The organism is Enterobacter cloacae (assembly GCF_011078175.1).
GTDB lineage: Bacteria > Pseudomonadota > Gammaproteobacteria > Enterobacterales > Enterobacteriaceae > Enterobacter > Enterobacter cloacae_Q.
The window spans coordinates 185,834-204,422 of sequence record NZ_JAALCJ010000004.1 but is presented as its reverse complement, the minus strand read 5'-3'; the positions used below and the strand labels follow the sequence as shown (position 1 = coordinate 204,422).

Annotated in this window: 18 protein-coding genes; 15 read left to right on the top strand and 3 right to left on the bottom strand. The window is 55.3% G+C overall.

All coding sequences use genetic code 11. The annotated features are described in order from the left end of the window. Positions 1 to 244: 244 nt before the first annotated feature. The 7 genes from astC (at position 245) to ves (ending at position 7,822) form a co-directional block, all read left to right on the top strand. On the top strand, positions 245 to 1,465 hold the full coding sequence (gene astC, locus G6Q29_RS10645; RefSeq protein WP_165465573.1) for a succinylornithine/acetylornithine transaminase: 1,221 nt from the start codon (positions 245 to 247) through the stop codon (positions 1,463 to 1,465). Then, entirely contained in the window at positions 1,462 to 2,496 is a 1,035-nt protein-coding gene (gene astA / locus G6Q29_RS10640) for an arginine N-succinyltransferase (protein WP_165465572.1), read from the top strand. Before astC ends, astA begins: the two co-directional genes overlap by 4 nt. Then, positions 2,493 to 3,980, top strand: coding sequence for a succinylglutamate-semialdehyde dehydrogenase (gene astD, locus G6Q29_RS10635; RefSeq protein ID WP_165465571.1), 1,488 nt, complete (start codon positions 2,493 to 2,495; stop codon positions 3,978 to 3,980). Before astA ends, astD begins: the two co-directional genes overlap by 4 nt. Then, entirely contained in the window at positions 3,967 to 5,292 is a 1,326-nt protein-coding gene (astB, locus tag G6Q29_RS10630) for an N-succinylarginine dihydrolase (protein WP_165465570.1), read from the top strand. Before astD ends, astB begins: the two co-directional genes overlap by 14 nt. Positions 5,293 to 5,301: 9 nt before the next feature. Beyond that, positions 5,302 to 6,267 carry a succinylglutamate desuccinylase gene (gene astE / locus G6Q29_RS10625; protein ID WP_165465569.1) on the top strand — a complete coding sequence of 322 codons (966 nt, stop codon included), beginning with the start codon at positions 5,302 to 5,304 and terminating at the stop codon, positions 6,265 to 6,267. A gap of 337 nt (positions 6,268 to 6,604) precedes the next feature. After that, a complete protein-coding gene (spy, locus tag G6Q29_RS10620; protein ID WP_165465568.1) occupies positions 6,605 to 7,099 on the top strand; it encodes an ATP-independent periplasmic protein-refolding chaperone Spy in 495 nt (164 codons plus the stop codon). A 165-nt stretch (positions 7,100 to 7,264) separates the two neighbouring features. Beyond that, positions 7,265 to 7,822, top strand: coding sequence for an environmental stress-induced protein Ves (gene ves, locus G6Q29_RS10615; protein WP_165465567.1), 558 nt, complete (start codon positions 7,265 to 7,267; stop codon positions 7,820 to 7,822). Here ves and cho read toward each other — a convergent pair. Both cho and nadE read right to left on the bottom strand, forming a co-directional pair. After that, positions 7,800 to 8,690, bottom strand: coding sequence for an excinuclease Cho (gene cho, locus G6Q29_RS10610; RefSeq protein WP_431732537.1), 891 nt, complete (start codon positions 8,688 to 8,690; stop codon positions 7,800 to 7,802). The two genes, ves and cho, sit on opposite strands and share 23 nt — an antisense overlap. Positions 8,691 to 8,857: 167 nt before the next feature. After that, positions 8,858 to 9,682, bottom strand: a complete 825-nt coding sequence (nadE, locus tag G6Q29_RS10605) for an ammonia-dependent NAD(+) synthetase (protein WP_165465565.1) — start codon at positions 9,680 to 9,682, stop codon at positions 8,858 to 8,860. A 231-nt stretch (positions 9,683 to 9,913) separates the two neighbouring features. On the opposite strand from nadE, the gene osmE reads away from it, so the two are divergent. The 7 genes from osmE (at position 9,914) to chbG (ending at position 15,765) form a co-directional block, all read left to right on the top strand. Continuing rightward, entirely contained in the window at positions 9,914 to 10,258 is a 345-nt protein-coding gene (osmE, locus tag G6Q29_RS10600) for an osmotically-inducible lipoprotein OsmE (RefSeq protein ID WP_003857836.1), read from the top strand. Between the two features lie 281 nt (positions 10,259 to 10,539). Then, on the top strand, positions 10,540 to 10,857 hold the full coding sequence (gene chbB / locus G6Q29_RS10595) for a PTS N,N'-diacetylchitobiose transporter subunit IIB (protein ID WP_015570750.1): 318 nt from the start codon (positions 10,540 to 10,542) through the stop codon (positions 10,855 to 10,857). 80 nt (positions 10,858 to 10,937) lie between these two features. Beyond that, positions 10,938 to 12,296: a PTS N,N'-diacetylchitobiose transporter subunit IIC gene (chbC, locus tag G6Q29_RS10590; protein WP_165465564.1), complete on the top strand. Its 1,359-nt coding sequence runs from the start codon at positions 10,938 to 10,940 to the stop codon at positions 12,294 to 12,296. 47 nt (positions 12,297 to 12,343) lie between these two features. Then, positions 12,344 to 12,691 carry a PTS N,N'-diacetylchitobiose transporter subunit IIA gene (chbA, locus tag G6Q29_RS10585; protein ID WP_165465563.1) on the top strand — a complete coding sequence of 116 codons (348 nt, stop codon included), beginning with the start codon at positions 12,344 to 12,346 and terminating at the stop codon, positions 12,689 to 12,691. A gap of 29 nt (positions 12,692 to 12,720) precedes the next feature. Then, complete coding sequence (chbR, locus tag G6Q29_RS10580; protein ID WP_017384663.1) at positions 12,721 to 13,539, top strand: transcriptional regulator ChbR; 819 nt, start codon at positions 12,721 to 12,723, stop codon at positions 13,537 to 13,539. 109 nt (positions 13,540 to 13,648) lie between these two features. Next, positions 13,649 to 15,004, top strand: a complete 1,356-nt coding sequence (locus tag G6Q29_RS10575) for a 6-phospho-beta-glucosidase (RefSeq protein WP_165465562.1) — start codon at positions 13,649 to 13,651, stop codon at positions 15,002 to 15,004. 11 nt (positions 15,005 to 15,015) lie between these two features. Then, positions 15,016 to 15,765: a chitin disaccharide deacetylase gene (chbG, locus tag G6Q29_RS10570; RefSeq protein WP_165465561.1), complete on the top strand. Its 750-nt coding sequence runs from the start codon at positions 15,016 to 15,018 to the stop codon at positions 15,763 to 15,765. 126 nt (positions 15,766 to 15,891) lie between these two features. On the opposite strand, the gene katE is transcribed toward chbG, so the two are convergent. Continuing rightward, complete coding sequence (gene katE, locus G6Q29_RS10565; protein WP_165465560.1) at positions 15,892 to 18,141, bottom strand: catalase HPII; 2,250 nt, start codon at positions 18,139 to 18,141, stop codon at positions 15,892 to 15,894. Positions 18,142 to 18,329: 188 nt separating this feature from the next. Between katE and cedA the strand changes: the two genes are divergently transcribed. Beyond that, positions 18,330 to 18,584 carry a cell division activator CedA gene (gene cedA, locus G6Q29_RS10560; RefSeq protein ID WP_071850030.1) on the top strand — a complete coding sequence of 85 codons (255 nt, stop codon included), beginning with the start codon at positions 18,330 to 18,332 and terminating at the stop codon, positions 18,582 to 18,584. Positions 18,585 to 18,589 lie beyond the last annotated feature (5 nt).

Here is an 18,589-nt window from a genome sequence, read left to right as displayed (position 1 = left end):
ATATTTGGCCTCTGCATACTCTTTCTTGTTTTCATGCGGCAAAGCGCCGCTTGTCGTAAAAATATTCACTATTTATGCATTAACAGTGAATAATTCCATATTGTAACTCATTGATATTCTGTTACCCCAACCCGTTTATGCATTTTTATCGCTGGCTGGCACGAACGCTGCAATCTACATTCACAGTGCAAACACTCAATTATTTAACATTTAAACAACCTTTTATTTACCGGATGAGGTCGCTATGTCTCTGTCAGTTACGCGTGAAAATTTCGATGAATGGATGATGCCGGTATACGCTCCGGCGGCTTTTATTCCGGTACGTGGGGAGGGCTCTCGCCTGTGGGATCAGCAGGGCAAAGAGTATATCGACTTTGCGGGTGGGATTGCGGTGAATGCACTTGGGCATGCAAACGCGGCGCTGCGGCAGGCGCTGAATGACCAGGCGGCGAAATTCTGGCATACCGGCAACGGTTATACCAACGAACCGGCGTTGCGTCTGGCGAAGAAGCTGATTGACGCGACATTCGCAGAAAAAGTCTTTTTCTGTAACTCCGGCGCGGAAGCGAACGAAGCGGCGCTGAAGCTGGCGCGCAAATATGCGCACGATAAATTCGGCGCGCACAAGAGCGGCATCGTAGCCTTTAAAAATGCCTTCCATGGCCGCACGCTGTTTACCGTCAGTGCGGGGGGGCAGCCCTCTTATTCTCAGGATTTTGCGCCGCTGCCGCCGGATATCCGTCATGCGGCGTATAACGATTTACACTCTGCCAGCGAGCTGATTGACGACACCACCTGTGCGGTGATTGTCGAGCCCATGCAGGGGGAAGGCGGCGTCATGCCCGCCCAGAAAGCGTTCCTGCAAGGGCTGCGCGAGCTGTGCGATCGGCATAACGCGGTCCTGATTTTTGACGAAGTCCAGACCGGCGTGGGCCGCACGGGTGAGCTGTACGCCTACATGCACTATGGCGTGACCCCGGATGTACTCTCAACAGCCAAAGCGCTCGGCGGCGGTTTCCCGGTGGGGGCGATGTTGACCACCGATAAATTCGCCAGCGTGATGACCGTGGGCACTCATGGCACCACCTACGGCGGTAACCCGCTGGCCACCGCTGTCGCCGGACAGGTGCTGGATATCATCAACACCCCTGAGGTGCTGAACGGCGTGAAGCAGCGTCACCAGTGGTTCGTTGAACGCCTCACGGCCATTAACAGCAAAACTGGCCTGTTCAAAGAGATCCGCGGTCTTGGGCTGTTGATTGGCTGTGAGCTTGCCCCTGAGTTTGCCGGCAAAGCGAAGCTGATTTCACAGGAAGCAGCGAAACAGGGCGTGATGGTGCTGATTGCCGGCGCTAACGTGGTGCGGTTTGCTCCTGCCCTGATCGTCAGCGAGGAAGAGGTCAGAACCGGGTTAGATCGTTTTGCGCTGGCGTGTGAACAGGTGAAGTCCGGGGTGTCATCATGATGGTCATCCGTCCCGTTGCGCCCGGCGATATCAATGGGCTTATGCAGCTTGCCGGTAAGACAGGGGGCGGGCTGACCTCGCTGCCTGCCGATGAAAAAACGCTGTCGGCGCGCATTGAGCGCGCCCTGCAAACCTGGCAGGGGACGTTGCCAAAGAGCGAACAGGGCTATGTGTTTGTGCTGGAAGATACCGACACGGGAACCGTGGCGGGGATTTGCGCCATTGAAGTGGCTGTCGGGCTTAACGATCCGTGGTACAACTACCGCGTCGGTACGATGGTCCACGCCTCGAAAGAGCTGAACGTTTACAACGCGCTGCCGACGCTCTTCCTCTGTAATGACCATACCGGCGCCAGCGAACTCTGCACCCTGTTTCTCGATCCGGACTGGCGCAAAGAGGGCAACGGTTATCTGCTCTCCAAATCGCGCTTTATGTTTATGGCCGCCTTTCGCGACCGCTTCAACGAAAAAGTGGTCGCGGAGATGCGCGGCGTGATTGATGAGACGGGCTATTCGCCGTTCTGGGAGAGCCTGGGCGAACGCTTCTTCTCCATGGAATTCAGCCGGGCGGATTACCTGTGCGGTACGGGTCAGAAGGCGTTTATCGCCGAGTTGATGCCGAAGCATCCTATTTATACCCATTTCTTAACACCGGAAGCGCAGGCGGTGATAGGCGAAGTTCACCCGCAAACCGCCCCGGCCCGCGCGGTGCTGGAGAAAGAAGGATTTCGCTACCGTAACTATGTCGACATCTTCGACGGCGGCCCGACGCTGGAATGCGACATTGACCGCGTTCGCGCCATCCGTAAAAGCCGCCTGGTTGAGGTTTCAGAAGGCCAGCCCGCGCCGGGCGAGTGGCCAGCCTGCCTGGTCTCGAACGAGAATTACACCAACTTCCGCGCCATGCTGGTGCGAACCAACCCATCATGCGAGCGCCTGGTACTGACGGCTGCGCAACTGGATGCCCTGAAATGTAACGCTGGCGACACGGTTCGCCTGGTGCGGCTCTGCCCTGAGGAGAAAACAGCATGACTCTATGGATTAACGGTGACTGGGTAACGGGCGAAGGTGACGCGCGGACAAAAACTAACCCGGTCGGTCAGGAGGTGCTCTGGTCGGGGAACGATGCCAGTGCCGGGCAGGTTGAGCAGGCATGCCAGGCTGCACGGCGCGCGTTTCCGGCATGGGCGAAACGGCCATTCTCCGAGCGCCAGGCGCTGGTTGAGAAATTTGCTGCGCTGCTGGAGGCCAATAAAGCCGAGCTGACCCGCATCATTGCCTGCGAAACCAGCAAGCCGCGCTGGGAGGCAACAACCGAAGTCACGGCGATGATCAACAAAATTGCAATATCGGTGAAGGCGTACCATACCCGCACCGGCGAGCAGCATACCGAGATGCCAGACGGTGCCGCCACGCTGCGCCACCGTCCGCACGGGGTGCTGGCGGTGTTTGGCCCGTATAACTTCCCCGGACATCTGCCGAACGGGCACATTGTGCCTGCGCTGCTGGCGGGGAATACCGTTATCTTCAAGCCGAGTGAGTTAACCCCCTTAACCGGAGAAGCAGTAGTAAAACTCTGGGAGCAGGCGGGGCTGCCGCCGGGGGTGCTGAATCTGGTGCAGGGCGGGCGTGAAACCGGTCAGGCGCTGAGTGCGCTGAGCGACATTGACGGCCTGCTGTTCACCGGCAGTGCCGGAACGGGCTATGAGCTGCATCGCCAGCTGGCGGGCCAGCCGGAAAAAATTCTGGCGCTGGAGATGGGCGGCAACAACCCGCTGATTGTGGAAGATCCGGATGATATTGATGCTGCGGTTCACCTGACCATTCAGTCGGCGTTCATTACCGCCGGTCAGCGCTGCACCTGTGCCCGCCGCCTGCTGGTTAAGCGAGGTGCGCAGGGGGATGCGTTCCTGAAGCGTCTGGTAGAGGTGAGCGCACGTCTGGTTCCCGCGAAATGGGATGCCGAGCCGCAGCCGTTTATCGGCGGTCTCATCTCCGGGCAGGCGGCGCTGAACGTGCTGAAAGCCTGGCAGGAACACGTGGCGCGCGGGGCGAAAACCCTGCTGGAGCCGAAGCTGGTTCAGCCGGGCACGTCGCTGCTGACGCCGGGGATTATTGAGATGAGTGCGACGAGCAACGTGCCGGATGAAGAGGTCTTTGGCCCGCTGCTGTGCGTCTGGCGCTATGACGATTTTGAGTCGGCGATCGAGAGGGCCAACAACACCCGCTACGGCCTGTCGAGCGGCCTGATATCGCCGCATCGCGAGAAATTCGAACAGCTGCTGCTGGAAGCGCGCGCCGGGATCGTGAACTGGAACAAACCGCTGACCGGTGCGGCGAGCACCGCGCCGTTTGGTGGCGTAGGGGCGTCGGGCAACCATCGCGCCAGCGCCTGGTATGCCGCCGATTACTGCGCGTGGCCGATGGCAAGCCTGGAAACCCCGGCGCTGACGCTGCCGGAGACGCTGAATCCGGGGCTGGATTTTACAGAGGGTGACGCCCATGAAAGCGCGTGAGGTTAACTTTGACGGCCTCGTGGGGCTGACGCACCACTATGCCGGGCTGTCGTTCGGTAATGAAGCGTCGACGAAGCACCGTTTCCAGGTATCGAACCCAAAGCTGGCGGCGAAGCAGGGGCTATTGAAAATGAAGGCGCTGTCCGATGCCGGTTTCCCGCAGGCGGTGATCCCGCCGCAGGAGCGCCCAAACGTGGCCGTGCTGCGCCAGCTGGGGTTCAGCGGTACGGATGAACAGGTGGTGGAAAAAGCAGGCACGCAGACGCCACACCTGCTTTCCGCAGCCAGTTCAGCCTCCTCGATGTGGGTGGCGAATGCCGCCACCGTCGCGCCGTCGGCGGATACGCTGGACGGCAAAGTGCATCTGACCGTTGCTAACCTGAACAACAAATTTCACCGCGCCAGCGAAGCGGAGACTACCGGGCGCGTGCTGCGCGCCATTTTTAATCACGATGCGCATTTCGAGGTGCATTCGGCGCTGCCGCAGGTCGCGATGTTTGGCGATGAAGGGGCGGCAAACCACAACCGTCTGGGCGGCGATTATGGTGAACCGGGTGTACAGCTGTTTATCTACGGACGGGAAGAGGGCGGCCACGCCGCGCCGGTTCGTTATCCGGCGAGACAAACCTTAGCTGCAAGCCAGGCGGTTGCGCGGCTGAACCAGGTTAATCCTTCTCAGGTGATTTTTGCCCAGCAAAATCCGCAGGTGATCGACCAGGGCGTGTTTCACAACGATGTGATTGCTGTTTCCAACCGTCAGGTACTGTTCTGCCACGAGCAGGCGTTTGCCCATCAGGAAACGTTGCTGGCCACGCTGCGCGAACGCGTCCCGGGATTTATGCCGATTCAGGTCCCTGCGCAGGCAGTGAGCGTGCAGGATGCGGTCGAAACCTATCTGTTCAACAGCCAGCTGCTGAGCCGGGAGGACGGCAGCATGATGCTGGTGCTGCCGCAGGAGTCCAGGGAACATCAGGGCGTCTGGCGTTATCTCAGTGAACTGGTGCAGGCGGATAACCCGATTGATGAACTGCGCGTGTTTGATCTGCGGGAAAGTATGGCAAACGGCGGGGGACCGGCGTGCCTGCGACTGCGCGTAGTGTTAACGCCGGAGGAAATGCAGGCCGTGAATCCGGCAGTGATGATGAACGACACGCTGTTCAATAGGCTCAACGACTGGGTGGAGCGCTATTATCGCGACCGTCTGGTTCAGGCCGATCTGGTTGATCCGCAGCTGCTGCGCGAAGGCCGCGAGGCGCTGGATGCATTATCGACCATCCTGCAACTGGGATCGGTTTACCCGTTCCAGCGCTAAGGAGACGATATGGAAAACTTACTGGCGCTGACGCTGGTCGAAGAGACACCGGAGCGGCACGAGGGGGAAGGCCCCTCGTTCTACTGGCGATGGCTGGGGCCGGGCGTGCTTGAACTGACGCCGAGGGGGGAATATAACCTGTCGCTGCTGCTTTCGACCGGCATTCATGGAAACGAAACCGCGCCCGTGGAGATTGTCGATCTTTTGCTGCGCGCGCTGTATCGCGCAGAGATCACGCTGCACTGCCGTCTGCTGGTGGTGCTGGGAAATCCGCCTGCGCTGGCGCAAAACAGGCGGTATCTCGTGAGCGACATCAACCGCATGTTTGGTGGCCGCTGGGCGCAGTTTCCACAGAGTGATGAGACGACTCGCGCGCAATGGCTGGAGAAGGTGGTGACGGCGTTTTTTGCCGGGGCGGGGGAAACGCGCTGGCACCTCGATCTGCATACGGCCATTCGCGCCTCGTATCACGTGCGTTTTGGCGTGTTACCGCAGCGTCATCAGCCGTGGGATGAGGCGTTTCTGACCTGGCTTGGCGACGCGGGGCTGGAGGCGCTGGTCTTCCACCAGACGCCAGGCGGCACGTTTACCCACTTCACCTGCGAGAATTTGGGCGCGTTATCCTGCACCCTGGAGCTGGGAAAAGCGCTGCCGTTCGGGCAAAACGACCTGACGCGTTTTGCCCCTACGCATCAGGCGCTTCGGGCGTTGCTCGCCGGGGTTGCGCCGGAACCCACCCGGGAACCCGTCGTGCGCTATCGGGTCGTGCAGCAGATTACGCGTCAAAGCGAGGCTTTCCAGCTTCATATGGCGCCCCATACGCTGAACTTTACGCCATTTCGCCAGGGCGTCCTGCTGGCGGAAGAGGGTGAAACGCGCTATGCGGTACAGAAATCCACGGAATATGTTTTATTTCCTAATCCGTCGGTCGCGTTTGGTTTGCGAGCTGGCCTGATGCTGGAAAAAATGCCCTGACCGTCTCCCCTCGCGCAGACCGGAGGGGAAATGAAGATAAAATTTCTTAACCTTAAAAGCGCTCTGGTATTGTTTGCGGAATATTCCTGGGTAATTGCTTTATTATTAAACGGCACTTCGCTATACTCCTCCATAATTTCTTTAAAATCATCCTGTTGAATATTTCTGTTTCATCTCTCCACGTTTTTTCCTTAATTTCTCCACAATTGGCGAAAAGTTGTTTTTTACACTTTCATTGTTTTACCGTTGCTCTGACTAATTGACGATAAACCCCGTAAAGTTAATCTCGTCAACACGGCATAGCGCCGAAGAATAACTGAAAGTAAGGAAAGAGATTATGCGTAAATTAACTGCACTGTTTGTTGCCTCTACCCTGGCTCTGGGCGCTACCAGCATGGCCTTCGCCGCCGATACCGCGACCACTAACGCCGCGCCGATGGAAGGCAAAATGATGATGCATCATAAAGGCAAGCCGGGTATGCACCATGAGATGATGATGTTTAAAGATCTGAACCTCACCGATGCGCAGAAACAGCAGATCCGCGACATCATGAAAAGCCAGCGTGACCAGATGAAACGTCCTCCGCTGGAAGAGCGCCGCGCAATGCATGACATCATTGCCAGCGACAGTTTCGATAAAGCAAAAGCGGAAGCGCAGATCGACAAAATGACCGAGCAGCATAAAGCGCGCATGCTGGCCCACATGGAAACCCAGAACAAGATTTACAACATTCTGACGCCGGAACAGAAAAAGCAATTTAATACCAATTTTGAGAAGCGTCTGACAGAACGTGCAGCGCCGGAAGGTAAAATGCCTGCACCAACCGAATAATCGGTTCACTCTCTTAAGACCGCCGGTCCTGTCCACAAAAGCGAAAACGCTGTGGACAGGACCGGCGGTTTTTCTTTTGTTCCATGCCTAAGGTCTGGCCTGACTTCTGCCGATAATACGTCTGTGAAAATGCCCTGGCGCACGGTGCGTCCTTCAGGAGTGGTCATGGAATACTTTGATATCCGTAAAATGCCGGTCAGTCTGTGGCGTAACGGCGCGGGTGAGACGCGCGAGATTTGCTGTTTCCCGCCTGCGACGCGGGATTTTTTCTGGCGGGCCAGTATTGCCTCCATTGCCCGTAACGGCGAATTTTCCGCATTCCCGGGGGTTGACCGGGTGATAACGTTACTGGAGGGCGGGGAGGTGATCCTGGATGCAGGCAGGGCGTTTTGCCATACCCTGAAGCATCATCAGCCTTACTGTTTTGCGGGCGATCTGGCGGTGAAAGCCGTGCTCACAGAGGGGCAGATGTCGATGGACTTCAACATCATGACCCGACGGGATCGCTGCCAGGCAAAGGTACGTGTTGCTACCCGAACGTTTACTACCTTCGCGTCACGCGGTGGGGTGGCGTTTGTATTAAGCGGTGCCTGGCAACTGGGAGACAAATTACTGACCGCCGATCAGGGAGCCAGTTGGGAAGAGGGCAGCCATACCCTCCGTTTACTGGAGTCGAAAGGCAGTCTGCTGTTCAGTGAAATTACCTGGCTGCCGGGTCATTGAGGACGATGATCTCATATTTACCGGTTAACAGTGGCTTACAGAGAATTTTATAACCGTCCTGATCGAACCCGGCGGGGGTGCGCAGCAGGGCGGTAGCGTCATCCAGACTTTCGACGGCGCCAAGCCAGAGCCAGTTGCGAATGATGTGATAGTGCGTCATCGCATCGCGGGTTTCTTTCAACGCCACCGCGCCTTCCCACGGCCAGCAGTTGACGCTGATAGAGGCCAGGCCAGCCATAAACCGGGCATGATGTTCTTCAACGCTCTCTTTTCCACAGCACGCCCCGGCGCAGCGTTTCAGCGCGGAGCGAAAACAGGCGCGACCGCGGGTGGTGGCTTCCAGTCCTAACAGCCCGTAGCAAAGCTGTAATTCATCAGCCAGGGATTGCAGGGTTTGCAGTGCGGCACGTTTGTTGGCAAACAGCCCGTAAAGATTCGGTTCATGCGAAAAATCCACTTCACGGGCATAAACAACCTGCGGTTTTCCCGCGTTGACCTGCAAGGAGCACAGCTGGCGGTTGCGGCGCAGGCGTTTGTTAAACAGCGGCTGCTGTTCCTTGATGAGCCGGGCTTCGAGCAGAAGCGCGCCCAGTTCACCTGCCGTTTCGATCCAGGTTATCCGCCGGGACTGTCTGAGCATCGATGCTTCATCCGGCGTGCGCAGGTGCGACATCACCCGGCTGCGGATATTCACGCTTTTGCCGATATAGAGCGGCATGGTGTCGCTTTCGCCGTGGAAGAAATAGACGCCAGGCTGTTTAGGCAGTGCCTCAAGCCAGGGGCGAAGATGCTCGGGATATTCGTAGATAGCCGCCGCTTCAAACTCAAGACGCGGGGCAGATTGACGCCTGCTCACATACTGCTCCATATACTGTTCAGGCATACAGTGTAGCAGGTGTTCGGTGGTTAAAAAAGAGCCGGATGGCGGCTACGCCTTACCGGGCAACATCGTGCGGTCCGTTGCCCTCGCCCCAACCCTCTCCCACGGGAGAGGGCGCAAACGCTAAAAACGGCAACGGGGTTGCCGTTTTGCGTTTATTTCCAGAAGTCGTCAAACACCGTAATGGGCGGACGGCGCTTGTGCTCGGTTTTCAGATACCAGCCTTCGATAATTTTAGCCGTACCTTCGTCGAGCGTTTTGCCTTCCAGATAATCATCAATGTTGTCATATGTGACGCCCAGCGCGGCTTCATCCGGCAGGGAAGGGCGATCGTCCTCCAGGTCCGCAGTTGGCGCCTTCTTATACAGGTGCTCCGGGCAGCCCAGCGCCGCCAGCAGTTGCTTGCCCTGACGCTTGTTCAGGCGGAAGAGGGGGTTGATATCCGTGCCGCCATCGCCGTATTTGGTGAAGAAGCCGGTGATGGCTTCCGCGGCGTGGTCGGTGCCGACGACGACCCCTTTAGTCATCCCTGCGATACTGTACTGCGCTTTCATGCGCTCACGGGCTTTCTCGTTGCCGCGGACAAAATCGCTCAGTTCAATACCGGCCTCACGCAGGGCCTGCTCGCTAGCCAGTACCGATCCTTTGATGTTTACGGTAAGAACACGGTCCGGCTGAATAAAAGCGATCGCGTCCTGACAGTCCTGCTCGTCGGCCTGTACGCCATACGGCAGGCGTACGGCAATAAATTGCAGCGCGGCGTCACCGGTTTCGTCACGCAGCTCGGAGATGGCCATCTGGCTCAGCTTACCGGCCAGAGTAGAATCCTGACCGCCGCTGATACCCAGAACCAGCGTCTTCAGGAAAGGGTGTGCAGACAGGTAAGCTTTCAAAAAATCAACGCTACGACGGATCTCTTCATTGGCATCAATCGCAGGTTTCGCGCCCAGCGCCTGAATAATTTCTTGTTGCAGAGCCATTACGCCCTCCCTATGCAGAACCAAACAGAAAGTGTGATCTGTTAAAACTAACCCTTTGTCGGGAAAACGACAAGGATCACAGTTTTGAGTGTACTGTTTTACAGCGATTTAGCAGCTTATCGTTGTTTTATTAGAATTTTCCGAAATTCGTCTGGCGTAACTCGCAAAGTTGAACAATAGTAATTTTTATCCCATGCTTAGTTAACACGCTGATAAACAAGAGGACGGAATATGAACAAGAACGTAGCAGGAATTTTAAGCGCAGCGGCGGTACTGACTATGCTGGCAGGGTGTACAGCTTACGATCGCACCAAAGATCAGTTCACACAGCCAGTGGTAAAAGACGTCAAAAAAGGCATGACGCGTTCCCAGGTTGCTGCCATTGCCGGTAAACCTTCTTCAGAAGTCACTATGATCCACGCGCGTGGTACCTGCCAGACCTATATTCTGGGTCAACGTGATGGTAAGGCAGAGACCTACTTTGTCGCCCTGGATGATACGGGCCACGTGATCAATTCTGGTTATCAGACCTGTGCCGAATACGACACCGACCCACAGGCACCTAAGGCACAGTAAGCATGCTTGCCCGAGAGTGTTAACAAACCGGCCTGAAGGCCGGTTTTTTTATGCATACGTAAATCTTATTTCTTGGCGCGAATTATTTGCCCGAAATGTGAAGGTAGTCAACAAGCCAGGTCAATGAGAGACAATTTCAGTCTATCCAGAATTATCCCCTCCCTGTACCATTGCGTATACTCACTTCAACGACAAACAATGTTTAGCACACTGCCCGTCAGCCAGGATAGCGAGTCGAGTGATAGCGCGACGGCGGGTAGACAAACAAGAGGGAAGTTATCATGGAAAAGAAACATATCTATCTGTTCTGCTCTGCGGGCATGTCCACTTCGCTGCTGGTGTCCAAAATGCGTGCGCAGGCCGAAAAGTATGAAGTCCCTGTGGTGATTGAGGCGTTTCCGGAAACGCTGGCGGGCGAGAAGGGCCAGACAGCAGACGTTATTTTACTTGGGCCGCAAATCGCTTATATGCTGCCAGAAATTCAGCGTCTGCTACCCAATAAGCCGGTCGAAGTGATCGATTCCGTTTTATACGGAAAGATTGATGGTTTAGGTGTATTAAAAGCTGCTGTTGCGGCGATTAAAAAAGCTGCTAATTAATTTTTTATTTTTCCCGTCAAAGAGTTATTTCACACACACTATGCCGTAACGGTCGTTGCGGCCTTTAAGGGTATTTTCCTATGAGTAAAGTCATCGCTTCACTTGAAAAGGTACTCCTTCCTTTTGCTGTTAAAATAGGAAAGCAGCCTCACGTTAATGCCATTAAGAACGGCTTTATTAAATTAATGCCGTTGACATTAGCCGGGGCAATGTTCGTTTTAATTAACAACGTTTTTCTGAGCTTTGGAGAGGGTTCCTTTTTTTATTCATTAGGAATTAGGTTAGATGCTTCAACTATTGAAACCCTTAATGGTTTAAAAGCCATTGGCGGCAACGTATACAACGGTACGTTGGGTATTATGTCGCTAATGGCGCCTTTCTTTATCGGAATGGCGCTGGCGGAAGAGCGTAAAGTAGATCCGCTGGCGGCAGGCTTACTGTCCATTGCCGCGTTCATGACCGTCACACCGTACAGCGTGGGTGACGCTTATGCCGTTGGCGCCAACTGGCTGGGTGGGGCAAACATCATTTCCGGTATTATTATCGGGCTGGTGGCGGCCGAGATGTTCACCTTCATTATTCGCCGTAACTGGGTTATCCGCTTGCCGGATAGCGTTCCGGCCTCTGTTTCTCGTTCATTTTCCGCGTTGATTCCGGGCTTCATTATTCTCTCCATCATGGGGATTGTTGCCTGGGCGCTCTCTCACTGGGGAACTAACTTCCACCAGATCATTATGGACTCTATCTCAACGCCGCTGGCGTCGATGGGTAGCGTGGTCGGTTGGGCGTATGTCATCTTTACTTCCCTGCTGTGGTTCTTCGGCGTGCATGGTTCACTGGCACTGGCGGCGCTGGACAGCGGTATTATGACCCCGTGGGCACTGGAAAACGTCGCGCTTTACCAGCAGTACGGCTCCGTCGATGCGGCGCTGGCGGCCGGTAAAACCTTCCATGTGTGGGCGAAGCCGATGCTTGACTCCTATATCTTCCTGGGCGGAACCGGGGCAACGTTGGGTCTGATCATCGCGGTCTTTATTGTCTCTCGCCGCGCTGACCATCGTCAGGTTGCGAAGCTGGCCCTGCCGTCAGGCATCTTCCAGATTAACGAGCCGATCCTGTTTGGTCTGCCAATTATCATGAACCCGGTGATGTTCATTCCATTCATCCTGGTTCAGCCGCTGCTGGCCGCGATTACGCTGACGGCGTACTACCTGGGCATTATCCCGCCGGTGACCAACATTGCGCCGTGGACGATGCCGGCTGGTCTGGGCGCGTTCTTCAACACCAACGGTAGCGTGGCCGCCTTCCTGCTGGCGATATTCAACCTCGGGATTGCAACCCTGCTCTACATGCCGTTCGTGGCGATTGCGAACAAGGCCGCAACGGTTATCGATGAAGAAGAGAGCGAAGAGGATATCGCCCTCGCACTGAAATTCTAAAATTGCACGGCGCGGGGCAACCCGCGCCAGCGGAAAGGAGCTAAAAGATGTTAGATTTAGAGAGTATCGTTGCCGAAGAAACCGCAGAGAACGATCTGGAAGAGGTGGTGATGGGCCTCATCATCAACTCCGGGCAGGCTCGCAGCCTGGCGTATGCGGCGCTTAAGCAGGCTAAGCTGGGCGATTTCATTGCCGCGAAAACCATGATGGAGCAGTCTCGTACGGCATTAAACGAAGCGCATCTGGTGCAGACGAAGCTCATCGAAAGCGACCAGGGTGAAGGGAAGATGAAAGTAAGCCTGGTGCTGGTACATGCGCAGGATCATCTGATGACCTCCATGCTGGCGCGCGAGCTGGTAGCGGAGCTCATCGAGCTTCACGAGAAGATGCAATAAGTCCGTTGAAGTAGCAGGAGGTCAGCACGATGGAAATCAAAACCGCACATGAGCAGCAGCTGTTTAATGGCAAGAATTTTCACGTGGTGATTTACAACAAAACCGAGAGTGCCAGTGGGCTTCACCAGCATGACTACTACGAGTTCACGATTGTTCTGACCGGCCGCTACTATCAGGAGATCAACGGTAAGCGCGTCCTGCTTGAGCGTGGCGATTTTGTCTTCCTGCCGATGGGATCTTATCACCAGAGCTTTTATGAGTTTGGAGCGACGCGCATTCTGAACGTAGGCGTGAGCAGGCGTTTCTTCGAGAAGCACTATCTGCCGCTGGTTCCGTTCTGCTTTGTGGCGTCACAGGTGTATCGCGTTAAAAATGAGTTTATGACCTGGATTGAAACGGTTATCGCCTCGCTGAATTTTCGCGACAATGAATTTGATGAATTTATTGAAACCGTGACGTTCTATGTCATGAATCGTCTCCGCCATCACCGTGAAGAACAGCAGGTGGTGGATGATATTCCTCAGTGGCTGCGCAGTACCGTGGAACTGATGCACGATAAAGGACAGTTCAGCGATAACGCGCTGGAGAATATGGTGGCGCTGTCGGGTAAATCGCAGGAATATTTGACGCGCGCCACGCAGCGTTATTACCGTAAAACGCCCGTGCAAATCATTAACGAAATCCGCATTAACTTTGCCAAAAAACAGCTGGAAATTACCAACTACTCTGTCACCGATATCGCTTACGAATCGGGTTACAGCAGTCCCAGTCTGTTTATTAAAACCTTTAAAAAATTGACTTCATTCACACCGAACAGTTACCGCAAAAATTTAACGGTAATTAATTAACTTTCGGCGGTTTATCCGCCAGGAACAGTGACGTAATGGCTTGCCCAAATAGCGGGAAGAGTACGCTATACCTTGCAGGCGATTAACCTGATACGCTAAGGGAGATATTATGCAACAGAAATTAAAAGTCGTAACCATTGGTGGCGGCAGCAGCTATACCCCGGAATTACTTGAAGGTTTTCTGAAACGTTATCATGAATTACCGGTCAGCGAATTATGGCTGGTGGATGTTGAAGAAGGTCAGGAGAAGCTGAATATTATTTTTGAACTGTGCAAACGCATGGTTGAAAAAGCGGGCGTGCCCTTAACCGTGCATAAAACGCTGGATCGCCGCCTGGCGCTGAAAGATGCTGACTTCGTGACTACGCAGCTGCGCGTCGGTCAGCTGAAGGCGCGCGAGCTGGACGAGCGCATTCCGCTGAGCCACGGTTATCTGGGCCAGGAAACCAACGGCGCTGGTGGCCTGTTTAAAGGCCTGCGTACTATTCCGGTTATTTTTGACATCATTAAAGACGTAGAGGAGATCTGCCCGAACGCCTGGGTGATTAACTTTACCAACCCGGCCGGGATGGTCACCGAAGCAGTTTATCGTCACACCGGTTTCAAACGCTTTATCGGCGTCTGTAATATTCCGATTGGCATGAAGATGTTCATTCGCGATGTGCTGGACCTGACCGAGCACGATGATCTGTCCATTGACCTGTTCGGCCTCAACCACATGGTCTTTATAAAAGATGTGATGGTGAACGGGCAATCGCGCTTTGCGGAACTGCTCGACGGCGTCGCCTCTGGTCGCCTGACTGCGGCCTCGGTGAAAAACATCTTCGATCTGCCGTTCAGCGAAGGGCTGATCCGCTCCCTGAATCTGCTGCCGTGTTCGTATCTGCTCTACTACTTCAAGCAGAAGGAGATGCTGGCGATTGAAATGGGCGAATACTACAAAGGCGGCGCGCGCGCTCAGGTTGTGCAGAAAGTAGAGAAACAGCTTTTCGATTTGTATAAAGATCCGAACCTGAACGTCAAACCGAAAGAGCTGGAGCAGCGCGGCGGGGCATACTATTCGGATGCCGCGTGTGAAGTGATCAACGCCATTTACAATGACAAGCAGGCCGAGCACTATGTGAACGTACCCCATCACGGGCACATCGACAATATCCCGGCAGACTGGGCCGTTGAGATGACCTGCATCCTTGGACGCGAGGGTGCAAAACCACATCCCCGCATTACCCACTTCGACGATAAGGTGATGGGCCTGATTCACACCATCAAAGGCTTTGAAGTGGCGGCGAGCAATGCGGCCCTGAGCGGCGAACTGAATGACGTGCTGCTCGCGCTGAACCTTAGCCCGCTGGTGCATTCTGACCGTGACGCTGAAAAACTCGCGAGTGAGATGATCCTGGCGCATGAAAAATGGCTGCCAAACTTTGCTGCAACGGTTGAGAAACTGAAGCTGACACACCGTTAAGAGGAGGTGCGATGGAAAACCTGCTGATCGTTAATGCCGATGATTTTGGCCTGTCAAAAGGGCAGAACTACGGCATTATTGAAGCCTGTCGTCGGGGCGTGGTTACCTCTACAACAGCGCTCATCAACGGTGAGGCGGTGGAACATGCGGCGCAGCTAAGCCGTGAGCTGCCCGAGCTGGGCGTGGGCATGCACTTTGTGCTGACGCTTGGGTTGCCCCTTTCACCGATGCCGGGTCTGACGCGCGAGGGACAGCTGGGAAAATGGATTTGGGAAATGGCGGAGCAGGACGCTCTACCGCTCGATGAGATTGCCCGCGAGCTGGATTGCCAGTTTAACCGCTTTGTGGATGTGTTTGGCCGCGAACCAACCCATATTGACAGCCATCATCATGTACATATGATCCCGCAGATTTTCCCGCTTGTGGCAAAGTTTGCGCTACGTAAAGGCGTGGCGATGCGCGTGGATCGTGAGGTGCGCGGGTTGCCGGACGTCGCTGTGACGTCAACGGAGGGGTTCAGCAGCGCATTTTATGGCGACGAAATCAACGAAGCGCTGTTCCTGAAGGTGCTGGATGATTCTAACGCAAAAGGGGAGCGCTCGCTTGAGGTGATGGCGCACCCGGCGTTTGTCGATAATATCGTACGTAAAAGCGCCTACTGCTGGCCGCGTCTGGCGGAACTGGACGTGCTGACGTCGGCGTCGTTGAAGTATGCGATTGCCGAGCGTGGGTATCGTCTGGGGACGTTCAGGGATCTTTGAGGCAAAGCCCGGTGGCGAGGTAAAAGCAAAACGGTAACCTTTTGGTTACCGTTTTATTGTTTTCTCCCTCTCCCGAGGGAGAGGGCCGGGATGAGGGCTTCAGGCCGCTCAACCGTTTATGGTTTTTTACGCCGGTATCTGGTCGATCTTACTGCTGCGAGACCACACGCGGTGCGCGGCAAGCAGGTCAAACAACCGGGTCATAAACGCATCGTCAACGTTATCACCTTCGACAATGCCTTCTTCCCCTTGATCCGGTACCTTCAGCAGAGATTTAAACTTCCGCGCATCGCCTGCGAGGGCGATTGGCTTCAGGTGCTTATAGGCTTCCAGCAGATAATAGGCGGCATCACCGTTGCCGAGCAGGCTCTCAACGTCGCCGCATGGCATAATCACCGCATCAACCGTCAGCGACGGTGCCCCGGCAAAGGTCGCGGCAATCGGCAGGACGGAGCCATCGTCGGCCGTCACTTCACCCATGCGAGAGTAAAGCAGTTTGGCATGTACGCCCTGGGTTTTGAGCGCCCGCATGATCCCCAGTACGTCGCTGGCGCGCGGTTTATCGTTCAGCAGAATAGCCACCACGCGGCCTTTAATTGACCCGCCAGGTACCGCGTACAGGCTCAGGGACGGATCCTTCTTCAGCCCGTTCACGTCTTTTGGCGGTGCGGCATGGCATTGCTCGTCAGTCAGCGTGATGCCGAGATTATTCGCCACGCCCTGAGCAAGCTGGATATCAATGTGCGCCAGATGGTCGACCACGCGCTCGCGAATGTAGGTACGCACCACTTTGCTCAGCTCAAAGCTGAAACCGCCGATAATGTGCTGCTGTTCAATTGGGGTCTGGCTGTTCCAGAACAGGCGAGGCTGAGCGTAATATTCGCCGAACGACGGGCTGCGTTCGCGAATTTTCGCGCCATCCACGCGCTCCTGATACGACTCAAATCCGCCACGTTTTGGCCCCGGCGGGGTTTCACGCGGCCAGTTATCGTTAATGGAGTTCGGCTCGTAGTTCGCCGGGTTGGTATCGATATCCTGACGATGCATCCCGTCACGCTGGAAGTTATGGTACGGGCAGGTCGGACGGTTGATTGGTATTTCATGGAAGTTAGGGCCACCGAGACGGCTGATCTGCGTATCGGTGTAGGAGAACAGACGACCCTGTAGCAGCGGATCGTTGGTGAAATCCAGCCCCGGCACAATATGGCCCGGGTGGAACGCTGCCTGCTCATTCTCCGCGAAGAAGTTATCCGGGTTACGGTTAAGCACCATTTTGCCCACCAGCTGAACCGGCACCAGCTCTTCAGGAATAAGCTTGGTTGGGTCGAGCAGGTCGAAGTCGAATTTAAACTCGTCCTCTTCCGGGATCAGCTGTAGCCCCAGCTCGTATTCCGGGAAATCACCGGCTTCAATGGATTCCCACAGTTCGCGACGGTGGAAGTCCGGATCGCGCCCGGTCAGCTTCTGCGCTTCATCCCATACCAGGGACGCTTTCCCCGCGACCGGTTTCCAGTGGAAACGTACAAACGTCGCTTTACCTTCAGCGTTAATCAGACGGAAGGTATGAATACCAAAGCCTTCCATGGTGCGATAGCTGCGTGGGATCCCCCGGTCAGACATCGCCCACATCACGTTGTGAAGGGTTTCCGGTTGCAGGGAGACGTAGTCCCAGAAGGTGTCATGCGCACTTTGTCCCTGCGGTATGGCCCAGTGTGGCTCTGGTTTTACCGCATGGACAAAGTCAGGAAACTTATGCGCATCCTGAATGAAGAAAACCGGCGTATTATTCCCGACCAGGTCGAAGATGCCCTCTTCGGTATAAAATTTAGTGGCAAAGCCGCGGATATCACGCACCGTATCTGCCGAGCCCGCGCCGCCCTGTACGGTAGAGAAGCGAACAAACACCGGTGTGATTTTGTTCGGATCGGACAGGAAATCTGCTTTTGTGATCTCCTTCAGGCTCTTGTACGGCTGGAAATAGCCGTGCGCCGCGGAGCCGCGAGCGTGGACGATACGCTCAGGAATACGCTCATGGTCGAAATGGGTGATCTTTTCCCGCAGGATGAAATCTTCCAGCAGCGTCGGGCCGCGCGTTCCGGCGCGCAGGGAGTTCTGGTCATCGGCGATGCGCACGCCCTGATTGGTGGTCAGCGCATAGCCTTCCCCCCCTTTGCGGTGCGGGTCGAGAGATTTTAACTTTTCGTTATCCGCATCGGGTGACTTCATGCTTCCCGGAGCGGTAGGTTGCTCGCCCGGTGCCGAAGGACCTGGCGACGGTTTATGAGAACCATCCGCAGGGGCGAGTGAGTCCATTCCCGGTTGAGATCCTTCGGTGCCATGAATGGGGGATTGATGGGGTTTATCGTTGTTCGACATTGCACGCTTCTCCTTAGTTCGTTCCTGAAAACCCTATTAAGGATAGAACAATGTGATGAATTAGCAGGCGAACTAAGCGTTTTCAGAGGAAGTGATTAGCGAAAGGAGCCATCTGCCACACGTCAGGCGCGACGGGTGGGGGGAGAATCGGCTATGATAGAAATTTCCTGCTTTAAGAATTTGCTTTAGTGAACCCGTCGCTTATGAAACCTCTTCGTCAACAAAACCGCCAGGTTATTAGCTATGTGCCCCGCGTTGAACCCGCGCCGCCTGACCATGCCCTGAAAGTGGATGGTTTTCGCGATGTCTGGATGTTAAGGGGTAAATACGTTGCCTTCGTGCTGATTGGCGAGCACTTCCGTCGCTCCCCTGCGTTTTCGGTGCCAGAATCGGCGCAGCGATGGGCTGTGCAGACCCGTCAGGATGAAGAGGTTGAAGAATAACAGCA